Origin of the sequence: Chryseobacterium sp. JM1, assembly GCF_000737715.1 — a bacterium.
In the GTDB taxonomy this organism is placed as follows: domain Bacteria; phylum Bacteroidota; class Bacteroidia; order Flavobacteriales; family Weeksellaceae; genus Chryseobacterium.
In genome coordinates this window covers 92670-111657 of sequence record NZ_JPRN01000005.1, presented here as the reverse complement: position 1 = coordinate 111657, position 18988 = coordinate 92670, and the positions used below count along the sequence as shown (strand labels likewise).

At 37.9% G+C, this 18988-nt stretch carries 20 protein-coding genes; 6 read left to right on the top strand and 14 right to left on the bottom strand.

Annotated features, from left to right (window positions below; all coding sequences use genetic code 11):
• Positions 1-67: 67 nt before the first annotated feature.
• On the bottom strand, positions 68-535 hold the full coding sequence (locus IW22_RS10320) for an acyl-CoA thioesterase (RefSeq protein WP_034726317.1): 468 nt from the start codon (positions 533-535) through the stop codon (positions 68-70).
• 122 nt (positions 536-657) lie between these two features.
• On the opposite strand from IW22_RS10320, the gene IW22_RS10315 reads away from it, so the two are divergent.
• Positions 658-1014, top strand: coding sequence for an arsenate reductase family protein (locus IW22_RS10315; protein WP_034726316.1), 357 nt, complete (start codon positions 658-660; stop codon positions 1012-1014).
• A 127-nt stretch (positions 1015-1141) separates the two neighbouring features.
• Here IW22_RS10315 and IW22_RS10310 read toward each other — a convergent pair whose 3' ends face one another.
• Complete coding sequence (locus IW22_RS10310; RefSeq protein ID WP_034726315.1) at positions 1142-2893, bottom strand: alkaline phosphatase D family protein; 1752 nt, start codon at positions 2891-2893, stop codon at positions 1142-1144.
• A gap of 181 nt (positions 2894-3074) precedes the next feature.
• Here IW22_RS10310 and IW22_RS10305 point away from each other — a divergent pair, with 181 nt between their 5' ends.
• Positions 3075-3263 carry a hypothetical protein gene (locus IW22_RS10305; RefSeq protein ID WP_131401720.1) on the top strand — a complete coding sequence of 63 codons (189 nt, stop codon included), beginning with the start codon at positions 3075-3077 and terminating at the stop codon, positions 3261-3263.
• 58 nt (positions 3264-3321) lie between these two features.
• On the opposite strand, the gene gcvT is transcribed toward IW22_RS10305, so the two are convergent.
• From gcvT to IW22_RS10285, 4 genes are all read right to left on the bottom strand, one after another.
• Complete coding sequence (gene gcvT / locus IW22_RS10300; protein ID WP_034726310.1) at positions 3322-4398, bottom strand: glycine cleavage system aminomethyltransferase GcvT; 1077 nt, start codon at positions 4396-4398, stop codon at positions 3322-3324.
• A gap of 9 nt (positions 4399-4407) precedes the next feature.
• A complete protein-coding gene (locus tag IW22_RS10295) occupies positions 4408-4878 on the bottom strand; it encodes a hypothetical protein (RefSeq protein ID WP_228384027.1) in 471 nt (156 codons plus the stop codon).
• Positions 4879-4881: 3 nt separating this feature from the next.
• Positions 4882-5391, bottom strand: a complete 510-nt coding sequence (idi, locus tag IW22_RS10290) for an isopentenyl-diphosphate Delta-isomerase (protein WP_034726307.1) — start codon at positions 5389-5391, stop codon at positions 4882-4884.
• 211 nt (positions 5392-5602) lie between these two features.
• Positions 5603-6214, bottom strand: a complete 612-nt coding sequence (locus IW22_RS10285; protein WP_034726306.1) for a Pr6Pr family membrane protein — start codon at positions 6212-6214, stop codon at positions 5603-5605.
• 231 nt (positions 6215-6445) lie between these two features.
• Between IW22_RS10285 and IW22_RS10280 the strand changes: the two genes are divergently transcribed.
• Together IW22_RS10280 and IW22_RS10275 are read left to right on the top strand one after the other, a co-directional pair.
• Positions 6446-6850 carry a phosphoheptose isomerase gene (locus IW22_RS10280; protein ID WP_034726304.1) on the top strand — a complete coding sequence of 135 codons (405 nt, stop codon included), beginning with the start codon at positions 6446-6448 and terminating at the stop codon, positions 6848-6850.
• A 98-nt stretch (positions 6851-6948) separates the two neighbouring features.
• Positions 6949-7908 carry a D-2-hydroxyacid dehydrogenase gene (locus IW22_RS10275; RefSeq protein WP_034726302.1) on the top strand — a complete coding sequence of 320 codons (960 nt, stop codon included), beginning with the start codon at positions 6949-6951 and terminating at the stop codon, positions 7906-7908.
• Between the two features lie 52 nt (positions 7909-7960).
• On the opposite strand, the gene mscL is transcribed toward IW22_RS10275, so the two are convergent.
• The gene (mscL, locus tag IW22_RS10270) at positions 7961-8341 is read right to left on the bottom strand and encodes a large conductance mechanosensitive channel protein MscL (protein WP_034726301.1); all 381 of its coding nucleotides are present in this window, start codon (positions 8339-8341) and stop codon (positions 7961-7963) included.
• A 246-nt stretch (positions 8342-8587) separates the two neighbouring features.
• On the opposite strand from mscL, the gene IW22_RS10265 reads away from it, so the two are divergent.
• Positions 8588-10105, top strand: coding sequence for a bifunctional ADP-dependent NAD(P)H-hydrate dehydratase/NAD(P)H-hydrate epimerase (locus tag IW22_RS10265; RefSeq protein WP_034726300.1), 1518 nt, complete (start codon positions 8588-8590; stop codon positions 10103-10105).
• A 238-nt stretch (positions 10106-10343) separates the two neighbouring features.
• Here the strand turns inward: IW22_RS10265 and lgt are convergent, their stop codons facing one another.
• Both lgt and yidD read right to left on the bottom strand, forming a co-directional pair.
• Entirely contained in the window at positions 10344-11192 is an 849-nt protein-coding gene (gene lgt / locus IW22_RS10260) for a prolipoprotein diacylglyceryl transferase (RefSeq protein WP_034726766.1), read from the bottom strand.
• Positions 11193-11633: 441 nt separating this feature from the next.
• Positions 11634-11885 (bottom strand): membrane protein insertion efficiency factor YidD, encoded by a 252-nt coding sequence (gene yidD / locus IW22_RS10255; RefSeq protein WP_034726298.1) that lies wholly within the window; start codon positions 11883-11885, stop codon positions 11634-11636.
• A gap of 102 nt (positions 11886-11987) precedes the next feature.
• Between yidD and IW22_RS10250 the strand changes: the two genes are divergently transcribed.
• Positions 11988-13265, top strand: coding sequence for a replication-associated recombination protein A (locus IW22_RS10250; RefSeq protein WP_034726296.1), 1278 nt, complete (start codon positions 11988-11990; stop codon positions 13263-13265).
• A 57-nt stretch (positions 13266-13322) separates the two neighbouring features.
• On the opposite strand, the gene IW22_RS10245 is transcribed toward IW22_RS10250, so the two are convergent.
• The 5 genes from IW22_RS10245 to IW22_RS10225 all read right to left on the bottom strand — a co-directional run bounded on the left by IW22_RS10245 (position 13323) and on the right by IW22_RS10225 (position 18876).
• A complete protein-coding gene (locus tag IW22_RS10245; RefSeq protein ID WP_034726295.1) occupies positions 13323-13763 on the bottom strand; it encodes a hypothetical protein in 441 nt (146 codons plus the stop codon).
• 248 nt (positions 13764-14011) lie between these two features.
• A complete protein-coding gene (locus IW22_RS10240) occupies positions 14012-16231 on the bottom strand; it encodes a DUF2339 domain-containing protein (RefSeq protein WP_034726294.1) in 2220 nt (739 codons plus the stop codon).
• Between the two features lie 111 nt (positions 16232-16342).
• Positions 16343-17065 (bottom strand): hypothetical protein, encoded by a 723-nt coding sequence (locus IW22_RS10235; protein ID WP_034726292.1) that lies wholly within the window; start codon positions 17063-17065, stop codon positions 16343-16345.
• A gap of 364 nt (positions 17066-17429) precedes the next feature.
• A complete protein-coding gene (pheA, locus tag IW22_RS10230) occupies positions 17430-18278 on the bottom strand; it encodes a prephenate dehydratase (RefSeq protein ID WP_034726289.1) in 849 nt (282 codons plus the stop codon).
• Between the two features lie 187 nt (positions 18279-18465).
• On the bottom strand, positions 18466-18876 hold the full coding sequence (locus IW22_RS10225; RefSeq protein WP_034726287.1) for an acyl-CoA thioesterase: 411 nt from the start codon (positions 18874-18876) through the stop codon (positions 18466-18468).
• Positions 18877-18988: the final 112 nt, after the last annotated feature.

Below are 18988 nucleotides of genomic sequence, written 5' to 3'. Positions count from 1 at the left end.
TCTTCGAGCTTCTGACTTCCTTTCTTAATCATAAAAACGGAAATGCCTTATCCCGAACTCAAGTTATTTATAAGAACGGTTTCATTTCATCCTCAATCTGCGTTCTGAGATCCATCAGGCGTTTAGCATATTTTTCCTGTTGTTTTTCTTCTTCCGTTTCAGGAATCCATGCAGGGACAGGGAGTTTTTTTCCGTTTTCATCTACTGCCACAAAAACAATGATACAATGGGTCTTTTTAACAAAAGTAGGCTGCTTCAGGTTTCTTGAGAAAACGTTGATCGCAATATGCATACTCGATTTTCCGGTATAAATCACCTGTGCATCTACTTTTACCACTTCCCCGATTTTGATGGGCTCATAGAAACGGATTCCCCCGACATAAACGGTTACCGAATAATTTCCACTCCATGTCGTGGCACATGCATAACCTGCCTGATCGATCCATTTCATGACGCTTCCTCCATGTACATTTCCTCCATAATTCACATCTGAAGGCTCCGAAATAAACTGAAAAGTGATGGGCTTGTTCTGCATCTTTATAAAATTTTAATAAAGTTATTTAATAATTTCCAGAATTTTAGATTAAATCCTACTTTTGAAAGACGAAACTTCAATGAAGAAGGAAATTTAACCTATAACAGCTTTAAAAAATAACAATGAAGAAAGTATTCCACCTTAATACATGTGATACCTGCAGAAAAATTCTTGCACAGTTTGACCTTGCAGACTGGGAACTTCGCGAGATCAAAAAAGAACCCATCACCAAAGAAGAACTGGCAGCGATGTATAAAAAAACAAAATCATACGAAGCCCTGTTCAGCAAAAAATCTACACAGATTAAACTAAGAGGCCTGGACGCAAAATCTCTTGAAGAAAAGGATTTCAAAGACTTGCTTCTGGATCACTACACTTTTTTGAAACGCCCGGTTTTTATTACGGATAATGAAATATTTGTAGGAAATGATAAGAAGAATGTAGAAGCTCTGAGAGAATTCTTTGGAGTGGAAGACTAAAAAATTAAACTAAGCCTGTTGACATAAGATTCTAAATCCCATCAACAGAAAATGAATCAAATAAAAGAGCTACAGATAAATTCAGTAGCTCTTTGTGTTATAGAAATTGAAAATTAAAGCCTTATTATTATGTGATGGTGTATGTTTTTTCGGTCGTTACTGTATAAGTTTCTGAAACCACATTGTCTACAAACTTCCATTCTGCCAGTGAGCTTGCGGAAGTAAATTTCACCTGCAGATATCCTCTTTTATAGAGATTGGCATATTCCAGATCATCTATAAGTATCGAAAACGCCTGAGCCAGTTCTATAGCCTGTGTAGGATCGGAAGTTATTCCAAGATAACCTTCCAGTCCGGGAGAAGATACGGAGCTGCAAGCCAGTTCTGTTCCGATGAAATTTCCCTGTGCATCTGTCAGTTTCCCCAGCCAGGCATTGTGGGTGTCTCCTGCAAGGACTACTACTTTTTTTCCTGCCAGAATAGAGTAGAGCTGCTCTCTCTCCATGAAATACCCATCCCATGCATCCAGATTGTAAGGTAATGTTGTGGTGACTCTTGCTATTTCCTGCGGGGTAAGTGTAGGATCGTGCTGTAGATGTCTCATTTTAAGAACAATAAGCTGGGTAATGGTGTTTTTAAGCAGCAGCATTGTTGCAGGCTGTGCACTTCCGTATTGTTTTATTTCTGCGAGGATTTTATTTAACACCATCAGCATTTCAGCAGGCACCATCATTTTGGTCATTAAAATCTGCTGTCCCAATACTTTCCATTTTGCGGTATCTGCATTGATCTGAGAACCCAGCCACTGCATCTGCTCACTACCGATCAGCCTTCTGCCGGGGCTTAAGAAATCAGTTTTAAACCTTGCCTGATCAAAGTTTCCTGCGGCATCCAGATAATCTGAGTAGTCAAGCTGCTTATCTCTTGCAATTACTCTTGTATCCATCATATAAAGAGACACGATGTTTCCGAAGTTAAAGGTTCTGTAGATTCTCATATCCTTGCCCGTTTTTAAAGGAATGTATTCGCTGTAAGCCTGAAATGCTGCCATTTTTCTGACCTCAAAACTTCCTTCATTAGGCTGATGATTCTCTGCTCCGGATTTATAAGTGTCGTTGGCGAATTCATGATCATCCCAAACGCAGATAAAAGGTTTCTTTTGATGAAGAAGCATAAGATTCTTGTCTCCTCTGTATTGTCTGTATCTTTCACGGTAATCGGCGAGGGTAAGGATTTCCTTCGCCGGTTGATGAGCTCTTCCCAGCGGATTGGTGTAAGGATTGGTTCCATACTGTCCAGGAGCGTATTCATAGATGTAATCTCCAAGATGAACCACTACATCGGCGTCAGATTGGGCTATTGCTCCATATACATTGAAAAGCCCTGCAGGAAAATTGGAACAGGAAACCACGGCCATTTTCACTTCGTTTACAGAATCTGTTTTTGATGGTAGAGTGAGCGTTTCTCCTGTGATGCTGCTTTCTTTGGTCTTAATATTGTAAAACCTGTAATAGTATTTTGTATGAGAAGGAATGTTCTGAACGTCCACTGCAACTGTGAAATCATTCACTGAAGTTACATTCACCTGTCCTTTCCTCACTATATCGGAAAAGCTACTGTTTCTGCTTACTTCCCAGATAATTTCGGCATTAATACCTGTGGAATACCTTGTCCAGATAATGACTCCTGTTTCTGAGGGATCAAAACTGGCTACTCCGGTTTCAAATCCTGCATTTTTCAGATTATCCGGAGCATTTCCGATGTCGGTAAAATCATCATTGGTACAACTTTCAATTAAAGGAGCTATCAGGATTCCTCCCGCAGCCAATAATGAATGTTTAAGAAATTTTCGTCTGTTGATTGAGTTATTATTTTCCATCAATTATTTTTCCCTGCAAAAAAAGATAATTGGAAGAACAAGTCTATTAACTCAGCTTTAATTATACTTTATGATTATTTAATCAGGATAATTTTAAAATAACAGGAATTAATATTTATTAGCTTTTTTTAAATGATTAATTATTAAAGACTTATATTTATTATCACCAAAAAATATGACCATGACAAAAAACTTTTTAAAAACAAAGAATCTTACAAGATCAGCATTAAAAGAGATTATCGGAGGTGTTAGACCACCGATTGTTAACTGCTTTACTCTTTGCGGACCTGGCGGCGGCGTTATTTCCAACACTCCGGGAGTCGGCGATGCCTGCAGTCCGGACAGAAAGGTTTGCTGTATCTGCTATTAATCACAAAAAAAGGCTGTAAAATGAATTACAGCCTTTTTTTGAATATTTTTTTGAACAATTATACGAAAGGAGCTTTCACTACTTTTGCAGGAATGTTCTTATTTCTTACCTGAATAAAAATTTCAGAACCCAGTTTGAAATGAGGTTTGTCTACATAAGCAAGACCCAAACCTACCTTTTTCATTGGAGACTGTGTTCCTGAAGTTACTTTTCCAATTACATTTCCTTCTGCATCCACTACCGGATAATCATGTCTTGGAACTCCTTTATCCTGAAGTTCAAAACCTACAAGCTTTCTCGTAACACCTTCTTCTTTCTGTTTTGCGAAAGTTTCCTTAGAAACAAAATCTTTATCGAATTTAGTGATCCATCCCAATCCTGCTTCAATAGGAGAAGTCGTATCATCAATATCATTTCCGTAAAGACAGAAACCTTTTTCCAATCTTAAAGTATCTCTTGCAGCAAGTCCTGCAGGAACAATTCCTTCCGCTTCACCTGCATTGATGATCGCATCCCAAAGCTCAACAGCATTTTCGTTGTTGAAGTAGATCTCGAATCCACCACTTCCTGTATAACCTGTGTTCGAAATGATCACATTGTTTACACCGGCAACGCTTCCTACGGCAAAATGATAGTAAGGAATTTCAGAAAGATTGGTATCTGTAAGCTTCTGAAGGATCTCAGTAGCTCTTGGTCCCTGAACCGCCAATAATGACATCTCGTCAGAAGCATTGGTCATCTGAGCACCGAATGTGTTATATTTTGAGATATGATTCCAGTCTTTTTCAATATTTGACGCGTTTACTACTACAAAATATTTGTCGTCTTCCATTTTGTAAACAATAAGGTCGTCCACGATTCCTCCGTTTTCGTTAGGAAGGCAAGAATATTGAGCTTTACCGTTTTCAAGAGCATCTACATTATTGGTCGTCACAAACTGTAAAAGGTCTTTAGATCCCGGTCCTTCAATAAAAAACTGTCCCATGTGCGAAACATCGAACAATCCTGCTTTTTCTCTTACTGCAAAATGCTCGTCTGTTACACCAGAATACTGTACAGGCATTTCAAAACCTGCAAAAGGTACGATTTTAGCGCCCAAAGAAACGTGTTTATCGTATAAGGCTGTTTTCTTCATATTTAATTTTTATTTCTTTATTTTAAAGCTGTTGAAAGTTTCGTTGAATAGGTTCATATAATTTCCGTTCCAGAACTTCTGGCCACAGTTGATGGAAACAAGATACAGATCTTTGTCCTTCTGAAATGCCCTGGTGATCCAGAACAGTTTCTCCTTTTCATCAAAATACTCGTAAAAATATTCTGTATAGCCTTTTCTGCCTTTGTTTTCCTTTATTTTGCTTTCCGGCTCTTCAGATTTATAAAGTGCCAGAATAAATTTTTTCATGTCTGCTTTGGGAAGTTCAAGTCCGTGATATTCTGAAATGGTAATCGCTCCAACTTCATTGGATGGGAAAATATTCACAATATCGCTGTCATTGGTAGATCGCCAGCCTTCCGGAACATTGATAGAGTAGCCGGGACTGTCATACACTTTTGCTTTCTGGGCAAAAAACAAACTTGCCGATAAAAAAGCGGATACGAGCAGTATTTTTTTCATCAGTTAAAAATGGTGTTTATATTCTTCAAGGATAATTTTAAACCACTCCGTAAAATGGCCGGGATTTTCAGCGATTTCTTTGTCCAGATTTTCTGTGGAAATGAATCTTACTTCTTCCACTTCTTCAGGGTTTAAATTGAAATCCGTTTCATGTGTTCCTACAAATACGTGGTCGAGTTCATGTTCCCAAAGACCACCTCCTACATCTGCTTTATAGATAAAATTAAACTTTTCCGAAAGCTCAGCTTCAATTCCAAGTTCCTCTTTTATTCTGCGTTTGGCTCCTTCCAGATATGTTTCGCCTTCTCTTGGATGAGAACATACTGCATTGGTCCATTGGTTGGGAGAATGGTATTTTCCGGACGCTCTTTTCTGAAGAAGCATCTCTCCTTTGCTGTTGAACAAAAAGACGGAAAAAGCACGGTGCAGAAGACCGTTGATGTGAGCCTGCTGCTTTTCCATAAGACCCAAAACTTCATCTTCAGGATTTACTAAAACTACAAATTCTTCCATTTCTACAAATGTAAGCCTTATAAATGTATTTTGAAAATTTTTAGTGCAACATCATAGGGCTGAAACGAATGATAGAGGTCATGAAAATGAAATAACCTGAGTTTTACGGAGTGTCGGTTTCATGTTATGGATGAGTAAATATTAACTAAAAACTGCTTTTCATATTCATATACTTTCAAACCTTTATCCCCTAAACTCATCACTCATCATTTTAAAACTCATCACTCTTTAATAATGTACCGATACGGATCAAAAGTGCAGACAGCCCTGCAAAAAGCAGGACAATCCAAAAAGCGTTCATCACAACTTTCATTAATCCTAATTGAGTAACATCAATGAAAGGATAGGGATAAAATCCAGAAAACGCGCCACGAACCAGAATGTATACAAAATAGATAACCGGATACACTGCCCACTTTGGGATCATGCGATAGGTTAAAGCTTTCTTATTTTCATACAGATACCAATAGATTAGAACCAGAATCGGGATGATGCTGTGAAGAAGTTCATCTGCGACGCGCTGCATTCCTGTAGGATTCCATGTCTGACGTAAAAGGATCTGGTAAATGAGACCTACGATAAGGATGTAAACTGTAAGAGCGCTTAAAATACCTGAATTTTCCGGTTTTGAAAGGTTGCTTCTCAAGGACTGATACGTAAAATAAAGTGCTGCGAGCAAATTCGTAAGGATGGTAAAATAACTGAAAAACCTGATTGTAGTTTCTCCGAATGGCAATTTGCTGGTTTCAAGCATTAAATAATACTGGATGGTAAGAGCAAACCAACCTGTAAAACAGAAGAGCAGAGATAAGATTCTTTTCATAAAGAAAATGTGTTTAAGGTTTATAAAGATAACAGGTCGGATTTAATTTCTTACTAATTGTGAAAATGAAATTATAAATGAGAAAATTTTTAACCATAACGGATGAAAATGTGAATAAATTATTTATATTATACATTAAATACTAGTTTTAGTAGTAAATTTTTAACTTAAACTAAGTTTAATGTTTCACTTACTTAGAAAAGGCTTAACTTTGCATCTTAATAATTACTGATGGAATTAGAATACAAAGAGCATTTAAGTCCTATTCTTAAGGACGGGGTAAAAAATTATTTAATAGACATAGACGGTACCATTACAGATGACGTTCCGAATGAAGAACCGGAAAGAATGGTTACCTGCGAACCTTACCCGGATGCACTTGAAACAGTGAATAAATGGTATGACGAAGGACACCAGATCTGTTTCTTTACATCAAGAACAGAAAACCTGAAACAAATCACCATCGACTGGCTGGACAAGCACGGCTTCAAATACCACAGCGTACTCTGCGGAAAACCAAGAGGAGGCAACTATCACTGGATAGACAACCACCTGGTAAGAGCTACACGATATAAAGGCAGATTTACAGACCTTGTAGAAAAGCAGGTAACTATTGAAGTTTTCAAAGAAGATTAAGAAAACATATACAAAGATTTAAAAATTGAATGATGAAAGTGTACGCACTGAAATTCTTTAATTTTTAAATCTTTTCACTTTTAATATCAATTGTATTTATGAAAGTTTTAGCAAATGACGGTCTGGATCAATCTGGAATTGATGCCCTGGCTGAGAAAGGGTTTGAAGTGATCACTGCAAAAGTTCCGCAGGAGTTTTTGGTAGATTACATTAATGAGCATAAGATCCGCACCCTGCTGGTAAGGAGTGCTACACAGGTAAGAAAAGATATTATTGATGGATGTCCGTCGATAGAAATTATCGGACGTGGTGGTGTAGGAATGGATAATATTGATGTGGATTATGCGAGAGAAAAAGGAATTCATGTGATCAATACACCATCTGCTTCTTCAGAATCGGTGGCTGAACTTGTTTTTGCCCACTTATTTTCAGGAGCTAGATTTCTTCAGGATTCAAACAGAAAAATGCCTTTAGTAGGAGATACAGAATTTGCAGGTCTTAAAAAAGCATATACTGCCGGCATCGAATTAAGAGGAAAAACCATTGGTATCGTTGGAATGGGAAGAATAGGACAGGAGGTTGCAAGAATTGCTCTTGGATTAGGAATGAGAGTGGTGGCAGCGGATAACAATGTTGGGAAGGCAAGCATTAAAGTTAAATTTTACAACAATCAGTTCATCAATGTGGATATTGAAACTGAGCCGCTTCAGGAGGTATTGAAGCATTCAGACTTTATTACGCTTCACGTTCCGGCTCAGAAAGACGGATACATGATAGGGAAAAATGAATTTGATATGATGAAAGACGGTGTTGCCATCGTGAACTGCTCAAGAGGCGGTGTTATTGATGAATCCGCTTTGATTGATGCTTTGGATTCAGGTAAAGTGAAATTTGCAGGATTGGATGTGTTCATCAATGAGCCTAATCCTTCTAAAACCATATTAAATCACTCTAAGATCTCCCTGACTCCTCACACCGGTGCTTCTACTCTGGAAGCTCAGGACAGAATCGGGCTTTCTCTGGCAGAACAGATCTCAAGTATTTTACAGATTCAGTAATCACTGAACCGAATAAAAATAAAAAAGCACCTCAATTGGAGGTGCTTTTGTTTTATATATTATTCTTGCTTTTAAGAAGATCTCTGATCTCCGTCAGCAATTGTTGGTCTGCAGTAGGTCCTGCCGGAGCAGCCTCATCTTTCTTAATGATTTTATTGGCTCCTTTAATGATCCAGAACAGAACCAAAGCGATACAAAGGAAGCTGATCACCGCAGAAAGGAAATTACCGTAAGTAACGCCATTCCACGATAGTTTTGAAATATTTTCTGCCCCTGCAGCTTTTAATGCCGGATTCAGTAAAAGCGGAGTGATCACGTCTTCTACCAGTGAGGAAACAATTTTCCCGAATGCTCCACCAATGATAACACCGACGGCCAGGTCAAGTACATTACCCTTAAAAGCAAAGGCTTTAAATTCATTAACAAATCCCATAATTTATATTTTTTTTAATTAGTATACACACAAAAATAGAATTAAAAAATGTAAAAAACATAACTTTTCAGTGTTTTTTTTATTCCATAAATATTGAATTATTGCTTGTGTTTATAAGATCTTTGAAGTGAGATTGTGGTTTTAATTAAATTTTTTACTGGTAAAATAATATCAGTGGATTTTTATTAAGATGATTGGCCCTGAAGCAGAACTTTCGTAATTTGGTGAAAAGTTTGACCTCGTTTTATGAAAATATTTACCGCAGAACAAATACGCCGCTGGGATGCATTTACCATTTCACACGAACCTGTTTCCTCCATACAGCTTATGGAAAGGGCTTCCGAAGCATTAGCCGGCTGGATTTCCGAAAACTGCAAAAATCACAAGAAAATTGCCCTGTTTTGTGGCAACGGAAACAATGGTGGCGATGGATTTGCTGTCGCCAGAATATTATACATGAAAGGCTTCGATGTAGATATTTTTGTAAAGTATACCAAAGGCAAGTTTTCAGATGATGCTTCTGTTAATGTAAAGCGGCTTCGGGATCTCTCCGGAATTTCGGTCAGAGAATTCAAAGAAGCGGATCAGTATAATTTTGATGCCAAAACGGTTGTTATTGATGCCCTTTTCGGAACCGGTTTATCAAGACCTTTGGAAGGAATCTTTAAGGAATTGGTTGAAGTGCTGAATGAGGAAAACTGCATTAAAATTTCTATAGATCTTCCCTCAGGACTTCCTGCCGATCATATGCCTGAAAGTGATGCTGCGATTTTTAAAGCAGATTATACATTAAGCTTTCAAAGCTGGAAAAAGAGTTTTCTCCATCCTGAAACAGGAAAATACACCGGGAAAGTCATCATTTTAGATATAGGACTGCATGCAGGATATCTACAGACGGAAACTACGAAAGATTTTGTCATTAATGAAAAGCTTGTCGATGGTATTTTTAAGCCCAGACAGGATTTTTCACACAAAGGGACGTATGGAAAAGTAACCATTGCCGGAGGAAGCTTTGGTAAAATAGGAGCAGCAGTACTGGCCACTCAATCTGCACTGAAAACAGGAGCCGGTCTTACTTTTACATTGGCACCAAGATGCGGATATGAAATTTTGCAGATATCCTGTCCTGAAGCGATGTTTACAGAAGGTGGGAGTGAATTCATAGACAATTTCGAAACAGAAAATGAAACAGTTTATGGAATAGGACCGGGATTGGGAACTCACGAAGAAACTCAGAAAGGACTGCTGGATTTTCTAAAAAGATATACTAAGCCTTTGATTTTGGATGCCGATGCATTGAATATCATCTCAAAAGACTCTAAAAATTTAACACTGATTCCTAAATTATCAGTGATCACGCCGCATCCCAAGGAATTTGAAAGACTATTTGGAAGTACGGAAAACTCTTTTGAAAGACTGAAACTGGCCCGAGAAAAAGCTGCAGAATTGAATATATACATTGTCCTGAAAGACCATCACACACAGATAGTGAGCCCGGACGGGAATGTATTTTATAATATCACCGGAAATGCAGGGCTTGCCAAAGGTGGAAGTGGAGATATTCTTACCGGAATTCTGACTTCTCTCATGGCACAGGGATATTCTCAGGAAGATGCCTGTATTTTGGGAGTCTGGCTTCACGGAAGAGCTGCCGATCTGGCTGCTGGAAAATATTCTAAAGAATCAATGCTTCCTACGGATGTCATCAATACATTTGGAAGTGTCTTTGACGAACTGAACAGGAGAAACGGAGTGAAACTTTAGAGTTAGAGCGTTTGAGAGTCGGAGTGTTTGAGAGTTAATAGTTTTGCCAGTTGCCAGTTTGTTGTAGGTAAGATACTTTATCTCAATCTAAACCTTTGCCTCAGCCTCAGTCTGAAGTCTGAAATCTGATGTCTAGCATCTTGGTTCTTGGTTCTTGACTCTCTCCCAAACTCAGCTTCAATAGAAAAAGGGCAAATTCACTCAATGTAAATTTGCCCTTTCATTTTATAATTTCCTATTAATCAGGTTTTTCGTTTTCTGCCTGAGTGATTTTGAATTTCTTAGAAATAATCATAATAACTACCCCTGCGATCATAAACGGAATGGAAAGTACCTGTCCCGTATTCAGTCCGCCAATCTGGATGAACTCATCGCCCTGAGGTTCTTTAAGGAATTCTACAAAGAATCTTACAGCCCAAAGAATGATAAAGAATAGTCCGAACAACCATCCCTGCTGATATTTTTTGTTTGTTTTTCTGTATAATACCCATAACAGGATGAACAGTAGAAAATATCCGGCAGCTTCAAGAAGTTGACCAGGGTAACGTGGAACGGTAGGGCCGTATTCACTGCTCTGTTGTGGGAAAAGAATAGCCAATGGAGAATTAGGATCAACAGCTTTTCCTACGATTTCAGAATTGAAAAAATTACCGATTCTTACAAAAGCACCGCCTAGAGCAACCACAATCCCGATTCTGTCATACACCCAGAAAGGATTTTTTTTAATGATCTTGAATGAATAATATAGAGTGGTGAAAATCAGAGCTATCGTTGCGCCGTGGCTTGCAAGTCCTGAAAATCCCGTGAATTTAAATCCGTTTTTTGTACTGATAGGTAAAAATACGCTCCAGAAATCCTCCTTAAAAAGTTCCGGCTGATAGAAAATAACGTGTCCCAATCTTGCTCCTAAGATGGTACCAATCAAAGTCCATGTGAAAAGCGGCTCCAAGTATTTCTGGTTGACATTATCAATTTTAAAGATTCTCAGCATTAAAACATATCCGAAACCAAAGGCGAAAACGAACATCAGGCTATAAAAATGCAGGGTAACCGGGCCTAGCTGAATTCCTTTTGAAGGATCCCAGATTTTGAAAGGTGTTTCAAGCGCTACGGATTCAGATGCGGTGATGGGTTTTGCTGATTTTACAGCATATTTGAATGCGGTGATATTGTCTTTGGTAGCAGGTGTTTCGATCAGTTTGAAATTTTTATCGAAAAGCTGATATTTGAAGGTTTTGTATTTCGCTAAAGTGATAATACTTGATTCGAAATAAGCAGGTTCAAAATTAGACTCGTTAAAGATGACCAGTACATTGCTGTCCGTCGTTTTTTCTGGAAAAGCATTAAGATCAATCACCTCTGTGGTGGAATAGATCTTTACAGGAACACTGGTTCCGTTTACTTTCAGAGTTCCGTCCGATAAACCTCCCGGATAATCCTGGGCGAATGCGAACTGGGTGATAAACGCAAATAAGACGAGATAAATTCTGAAAAATAGGTTACTCATTTCTATTGATTTAATAGTTTGTTACTGATTTAATTTTTTCCGAGGAACAGGGTCGTAGCCGCTGCCTCCCCACGGATGACATTTTGAAATTCTTTTGATCCCCATCCATAATCCCCTGAAAACACCATGCACCTGAAGCGCTTCCACCATATAGTGAGAGCAGGTAGGTTCGTAACGGCAGTTTTTCGGAAGTAAGGGCGAAATAAACCACTGGTAAAATTTTATCAAAATTACCAAAGGAAAACTAATGATTTTATTGAATGTAAGTTTCAAAACAATGCAAAAATAGGGTAAAAAATTTAAAATTAGTTTAATTTTGTTATAAGTTTCAGGGATTCAAAACCTGAATCTGTTCATCAAAAAAATTAAAATATCTTGAGCCAAAATACTCCATTAGCCGAAAAATTAAGACCTAAAACCCTGGAAGAAGTTCTTGGGCAGGAACATCTTACCGGCGAAAAAGGCACGATCAGGAAGATGATCGAAAATAATGCCTTGAATTCACTGATTCTATGGGGACCTCCGGGAACAGGAAAAACAACGCTGGCGGAAATTATTTCTGAAAAATCAGGGAGGAAGTTTTATAAGCTTTCAGCAGTTTCTTCAGGAGTGAAGGATGTACGTGACGTTATTGAGGATGCTAAAAAACAGAATTTATTTTCAGGAAAATCTCCCATTTTATTCATAGACGAGATTCACAGGTTCAATAAATCACAGCAGGATTCACTTTTGCATGCGGTAGAGAAAGGCTGGATTGTTTTGATAGGTGCTACCACAGAGAACCCAAGTTTTGAAGTGGTGTCTGCTCTTTTGTCGAGAAGTCAGGTGTATATTTTGAAAGCACTGAGCTATGAAAAGCTTGAAGAATTGATTGATACGGCTTCACAGAGATACAATAAAGACGAAGGAACTCATTTTAAAATTGTAGAAAAAGAAGCATTCATCCAGTATTCCGGTGGAGATGCCAGAAAACTGATCAATTCAGTGGAGCTGGTCCTTAACCAATACATGAACTCCAGTAAGGAAGAGATCACCAATGCAGATGTTCTGGATATTTTGCAGGAAACCATGGCGCTGTATGATAAAAACGGCGAGCAGCATTATGATATTATCTCAGCTTTTATAAAATCTATGCGTGGCGGTGACCCGAACGGTGCTGTGTACTGGTTGGCAAGAATGATCGCGGGAGGAGAGGATATCAAATTTATTGCAAGAAGAATGCTGATTCTCGCTGCTGAAGATATCGGTCTCGCGAATCCTAATGCTTTGGTGATCGCGAATAACTGTTTCCAAGCGGTGAATGTGATCGGGAATCCGGAATCGAGGATTATTTTAAGTGAAACAGCGGTATATCTGGCCGTTTCTCCGAAAAGTAATTCAACCTATATGGCGATCAATGATGCGCTGGCTCTGGTGAAGCAAACCGGAAATCTGCCTGTGCCCCTGCATTTGAGAAATGCACCAACCAAACTTATGAAAGATCTGGATTACGGTAAAGAATATAAATATGCCCATTCTTATGAAGGGAATTTCGTAGACCAGGATTTTCTGCCGGAAGAGATTAAAAATGCAAAATTATACCAGCCTGGTAATAATGCCACAGAAAAGAAAATCTACGAAGAGCTCAAGAAAAAGTGGAGCAACAGATATTAAAAAAAACAAAAGGATACATTCGCGGTATCCTTTTGTTACTATATAGTTGTTAATAATCTATTTATAATTGGCTACTTTTAAGAAAAGCGTTTTCTTACCGTTATAATCTTTAACTTCTGTGCTACCTATAATGTCACCATAAATCTTTACACTGGTGTCAGGGAACTCATAACCTTCAATAACAACCGCTGTATTTTCAGGAAGTCCGTATTGTTCGTTCAGCTGAGCAAGAGATATTCTGTCCAAACCACCAAGTCCGTTTTTGAATTTTACTTCCGTAAGACCTTTTTCAGCAAGGAAACTGTACTTTTTTAAACTTTGAGGAAGTCCAGCAGCATTTTTATAAACATTTGAACTCTGAACTATAGATTTTCTTGCACTAAACATGTCGGTGGTACCGACAATATCATTGGCAACTGCAAACTTTACAGAAGGATTCTTCTGTGCAGATAATGCTACAGATGACAATATTAAAAAAGAATAGAGTATTTTTTTCATAACCGGGATATGTAACTGTTAAAAACTGGATAAATATAATTAATTTTTATAAAATGTGAATGAATTTTTGGGATATTTTAAATATTGCTTATAAATAAAATGTTTTATTAGGGATTTTTGATTTTTGAAATGTGGTAATTTAAGATAGGATGATGGAGGATGGAAGAGTGAAGTTGTGGCGGTCTGAAGGGAAAGTATAATTATCTTTTATGAATAGAACCTCCCTCATCACTCTTCGTGCTTCCAGCTCAATTGCCCTGTTCCTCTTCCTTCTTGTCTACCATATTTTTAATAATATTCTTCAGTCTCTGGAACGTAAAAGAGCTTAGCAATAAAATAACGCCCAATATAATGAATGCCGTAATTCTTGAGATATTATCCATCTGCCACACATCATAGCTGTACAGTTTCAGAACCATAATTGCTAAAAGGATAAAGCCCATTCTGCTGTATTCCGGAATATTCTTTTTTAAACTGATGTAAATAAAAATACTTGCCAGAACAGTCCATATAATAGGAAGGTAGAGGATGTTGAAATGCTCCCTGGCTTTATAAAGTAGAGAGACATCAGTCACAGAACTTAAAAGATAAGTGTTGTAAAACCCGCAGCTTACCGCAATGACGATGGTCGCTGAAATAGCCAGATAGGATGGTTTTGTTTTGTAAAAACCGGAAATGGCAGAAGCATTCCATACCATATATATAAAAGGAATCCAGTAAAGAAAATGAATTGAATAAAACCCAAAACTAAGTTTTTTATGTAAAACGGCCGTAGCAACTTCTGATGCAGCAAATGAAGCATTGAAAATAATAAGGATAAGGAACAGATAAACCAGTCCGATCTGGATGGTGCTGTCGATATCAAGCTTTTTCCTGAACAGGATCAATACAAAAATATAATAGATACTGAACAGAAACCCGATACTGCTCATAGCTGACCATGGCATATCTGAAATGTGATAAATAATTTCAAGCAGCAACGCGAGATAGATGACACCATAGCTTACAACAGCGAAAACATTTTCAAAGAAACTCTCTACCTGTTTTCCGGTCTCATTGATCCTTTTCAATAAAAAGAGGTTGAAGATAGTAGTACTAATCGTCACAAGGCTGGTTAAAAATACCGGATTGAAAACGATACTCATGTCTTTTGTATTGAAATATTCCGACCATGTCATCAACTGTGCGATGATTACCAGTGGAAACAGAACATAAAAACAGGTCTTGAAAATAGTATGTCCACTTTTTTTCCAGATATAAAGAAGAAGGGAAGCTTCTATCGCCCAAACACTCGTGATAAGATGTGTTTTAAATTGAAGCGCAACTGCTACCGTGATCAGACTGATCGTCAACGCTGCAAAAATTGAATAGCTGAAGCCAAAATTTTTCTTTCCGTATTCTTTCACCAGAAGTACAGCATTGGCTGCCGCAAAAACAAGCGGGAAGATAATAACCGGTTCATAGCTTAAGGTTTTAAATATATAGATCAGTCCGATAATGCTTGAGAAATTAATCAGAACAAGCATTAAGGTATCCCAGGTTGAAAGTGTATTCTTTTTAAAATAATCCTGAAGAGCAAACAGGTAGAAAATAATATAACTGATCATATAAAATAGGATACTCAGCAATTGAGGCTCCTCCGAAGTCCAGTAAAATAAGTAAACAGTCGTAAAAGCATAAGCCGTCCATCCCACACTTTTCCAATGTTTAAGGAATGAGGCTGCCAGCATACCAATATTCAGAAGCGTGATATAAGTAAACAGGAAAGGGTAGTTGCTCTGTCCGGTACTGATCATCAGCGGAGCGGTAAAACCTCCCAGCAGAGCAATAATAATTATGACTTCACTTTTATAATAATAGGCAAGAACGATGGAAATAATGGTAATTAAGGTGGTGACAACGAACGCTGTATTCTGGGTAAACAGATGGTATTCCCGGAAAGCAATCGTAGTGGTAAAATACAAAACGGCAATTCCGCCTCCTGTAATGATAGACGCAAAAACCGCGTAATTTTTTCGCAGAAAGTGTCCTGTCAGCATAATCCCTGCTCCGGCTGCCAGACCCAATCCCGCTCTTGGCGCTTCTCCGATCCAGTTTTTATCTATGGCATATTTTACAAAATAACCGATTCCAAGAACCAGTGTGAAAATACCGACGATGGTCAGAATGTTTTGTTTTAAAAAATCAAAAACAGGTTCCAGCCAGTCTTTTTGTGGTGGTGAAGGAACTTCCTCAATGGCTCTCTCTTCATGCATGGTATGTTCCTGTATCGGATGAGGTACTGCCTGTTCTGCTGAAGGTTCCTGCTCCTGTATATTCTGTTGATGAACTACAATATTTTTTTGCGGCTGGTTGATTTTAGAATTCAGATCACCAACCTCCTTCTCCAGTCTTCTGATCTTATTATTAAGATGGCTGAAGACAAAGATGACTGCTATAATTAATATCGTCAGGAGAATTTCACTCATTCTTTAGTTTTTATCAAATATAAAGCAAATGTTTTTAACCCTATTAAAAATTAATCCATCACATATTCTGTGATGGATTAACTGTGCAGAGCGATTAAATTATGTTCTTAATTAATTTGAAACTTTGTATACGTAGAAAGATCCTACACTGGCTCCTAATAATCCGATATCAAGAGCAGAAGATCCTGTTAGTCCAAATGAGATTTTGTCTCCCGCCTGGAACGTATACAGGGAAGCAATCGTACTTTCGGAGATAGTTAAACTTAAAACCAATGGAACGGTAAGACCACTGAATGAACGGCTGTCAATAAGAGTTCCTACACCCGCCCTGTTTCTGAATATACCAATTCCCGGAGTATTTGTTAGGATAGCAGCCTGAAGGCCCGAACCGTAACGGAACGAAAATCCTACATTGTAAACACCATTGGACGGAATCGTATACGTATTGTCCGTATCCGAGAACAAGGCTGCAGATCCTACTGATCTTTCGGCCGCTAAAAAGTTGACAGCCCTGAAACCTGCTGGGAAAAGACCTAAGCTCAGAAGTGAGATTCCGGTCGTCTTTTTAGCTGAATAAACGCTTGTGTTGGTATTGGCGGCTGTGGAAGCAGCATCAACAATAACCTGTGGATCCACTTTAGCAACCTGAAATGTTCCCTGGTTGACTGCCATGATCTCATAACCCGGTAATGCTGTCACCATAGGCGTGTCACGAATCTTTAAAGTACCGTTTACATCCAAAGCAGCACTTGGAGTTGTTGTGTTAATTCCTACTTGGGAAAAAGCGGAAACCGCGGATAAAGCTAAAATTAAGCTGTAGATTTTGGTTTTCATGAGTAAGTTTTTTAATTAGTTTTCATATTTTAAAATGCAAAAATCGTGCCTGTTTTATGATTTATTTAACTATATATGAATAATTGTATTAATTTTTTAAACAAATGTTTATTATTTGATATATATTATTTCGTAATGTCGTTATGTGTCTTTATTTTTAAATCTTTTAACGAAGGTAAAAATAGATAATTAATTTTATATATCACTAATAAAGGATTTAATTTATCTTAAAAAATTACCTGATACTGTCACTTTTTGTGACATATTGTGCTGCAATTGTGTCAGTGATCTCTGTAGTGGCAGGGTTTCTAACAAAAAACACTGCCGTGTGAGGCAGTGTTTTTCTTATTTAAGTTAATATTTTTTAGCTTTCCAGAAGAAACTCTTTATAATTTCCTAAGAAATCAACTTCCGCGTTGATAGATTGAAGTTCCAGAAGAGCATTTCCATGCAGGATATCTTCCCATTTTCCCTGTACGTTGATAAAGAAAAAATAATTACCGAGTCCTGTTTTCAGGGTTCTGGATTCAATTTTACTGAGGTTCATTTTTCTCCAGGCAAAAACAGACAGAACCTGATGAAGTCCACCCGGATGATCTTCCGGAAGATTGATCAGCATCCCGGATTTTTCACCCAAAACTTCAAGTCTGTCATTTTCATAAGAAGACTGTTGTTTAGAAATAACGATAAATCGTGTATGGTTCTGCTCAAAATCCTGAATATTTCTGTGGACAATATTTAATCCATACAAATTGGCAGCAAACTGATTGGCGACTGCAGCAATTTTCAAATCCTTATTTTCTGAAACAAATTTTGCTGCTGCGGCTGTAGAGGAGAAATCCTGTCTGGTGATATCCTTAAATCGGCTGTCCAGAAAATGAAAGCTTTGTGCTAAAGCCTGCGGATGTGAATAAATCTTTTCTATATCCTCCATTCTGTTTTCGGGATGAATCATCAGATGGTGGGCAATAGGCATGACCCCTTCTGCTTGTATTTTGATGGAAGGGGTTTTGTACAGATAATCCAGCGTCATAGAAACTGTTCCTTCAATGGAATTTTCCAATGGGACTACAGCTTTATCAGCTTCTCCTTTTTCAACGGCATTAAAACAGTCTAAAATATTAGCCTGTGGCAGAAGTTCCCCATCCGGAAAAAGCTGTGTGGCCGCAAGCTGTGTGAAACTTGCATGAGGGCCCAAAAATGCGATCTTCATATGTAGTATATATAAGTGTAGATGAACGTATCATTTAAATTGGAAGTGCAAAGATGCAAATTAGTTTAAAAACAACCACCTTTAATGAATGCATTCCTTCCTCTTACCTGTAACTTCCCACCTCTATCTCCAATTTACTGACGGCAACCTAAAATCTGCAACCTGCTATCTAAAATCTACCTAAAACCTATTCCTTCCAGTGCTCTTCAATCAGCTTCATCAGAAAATCCGGACACCTGATCACTTTATTGGTTTTGGCGTCTAAAAAGAAGAGGGTAGTGGAGGCTTCTGTGATTTTTACCTGCTCCTCATTGAAAATTTCGTACTCAAATTCTATCCTTACGCCTGGAATTTTTTTTACATAAGTATGAATTTCTAATTTTTGGTCATACAGTGCCGGGCGGATATATTTGATTTTATAGTCCGAAACCGGAAGCCAAATTCCTTGGTTTTCAATTTCATCGTATGCCATTCCTATGTTTCTGAACAGTTCAACTCTGCCAATCTCGAAGTACTGTGCATAGTTCCCATAGTACACATATTTCATTGGGTCCGTTTCTCCGTAACGTACTCGTATTGAGTGTGTTGTGTGTATCATTCTTAGTCCTTATTTATGCATACAAATATATTTTTAAATAATCAATACCTGCAATATTTTTTTTTGAAAAGAAAAAATTGGACCTTTGTCTTCCTTCTACAAAAAGTACTAA

Coding starts and splice junctions, on each gene's coding strand:
- IW22_RS10320 (WP_034726317.1), bottom strand. CDS start 535: ATGCAGAACAAGCCCATCACTTTTCAGTTTATTTCGGAGCCTTCAGAT.
- IW22_RS10315 (WP_034726316.1), top strand. CDS start 658: ATGAAGAAAGTATTCCACCTTAATACATGTGATACCTGCAGAAAAATT.
- IW22_RS10310 (WP_034726315.1), bottom strand. CDS start 2,893: ATGGAAAATAATAACTCAATCAACAGACGAAAATTTCTTAAACATTCA.
- IW22_RS10305 (WP_131401720.1), top strand. CDS start 3,075: ATGACAAAAAACTTTTTAAAAACAAAGAATCTTACAAGATCAGCATTA.
- gcvT (WP_034726310.1), bottom strand. CDS start 4,398: ATGAAGAAAACAGCCTTATACGATAAACACGTTTCTTTGGGCGCTAAA.
- IW22_RS10295 (WP_228384027.1), bottom strand. CDS start 4,878: ATGAAAAAAATACTGCTCGTATCCGCTTTTTTATCGGCAAGTTTGTTT.
- idi (WP_034726307.1), bottom strand. CDS start 5,391: ATGGAAGAATTTGTAGTTTTAGTAAATCCTGAAGATGAAGTTTTGGGT.
- IW22_RS10285 (WP_034726306.1), bottom strand. CDS start 6,214: ATGAAAAGAATCTTATCTCTGCTCTTCTGTTTTACAGGTTGGTTTGCT.
- IW22_RS10280 (WP_034726304.1), top strand. CDS start 6,446: ATGGAATTAGAATACAAAGAGCATTTAAGTCCTATTCTTAAGGACGGG.
- IW22_RS10275 (WP_034726302.1), top strand. CDS start 6,949: ATGAAAGTTTTAGCAAATGACGGTCTGGATCAATCTGGAATTGATGCC.
- mscL (WP_034726301.1), bottom strand. CDS start 8,341: ATGGGATTTGTTAATGAATTTAAAGCCTTTGCTTTTAAGGGTAATGTA.
- IW22_RS10265 (WP_034726300.1), top strand. CDS start 8,588: ATGAAAATATTTACCGCAGAACAAATACGCCGCTGGGATGCATTTACC.
- IW22_RS10245 (WP_034726295.1), bottom strand. CDS start 13,763: ATGAAAAAAATACTCTATTCTTTTTTAATATTGTCATCTGTAGCATTA.
- IW22_RS10240 (WP_034726294.1), bottom strand. CDS start 16,231: ATGAGTGAAATTCTCCTGACGATATTAATTATAGCAGTCATCTTTGTC.
- IW22_RS10235 (WP_034726292.1), bottom strand. CDS start 17,065: ATGAAAACCAAAATCTACAGCTTAATTTTAGCTTTATCCGCGGTTTCC.
- pheA (WP_034726289.1), bottom strand. CDS start 18,278: ATGAAGATCGCATTTTTGGGCCCTCATGCAAGTTTCACACAGCTTGCG.
- IW22_RS10225 (WP_034726287.1), bottom strand. CDS start 18,876: ATGATACACACAACACACTCAATACGAGTACGTTACGGAGAAACGGAC.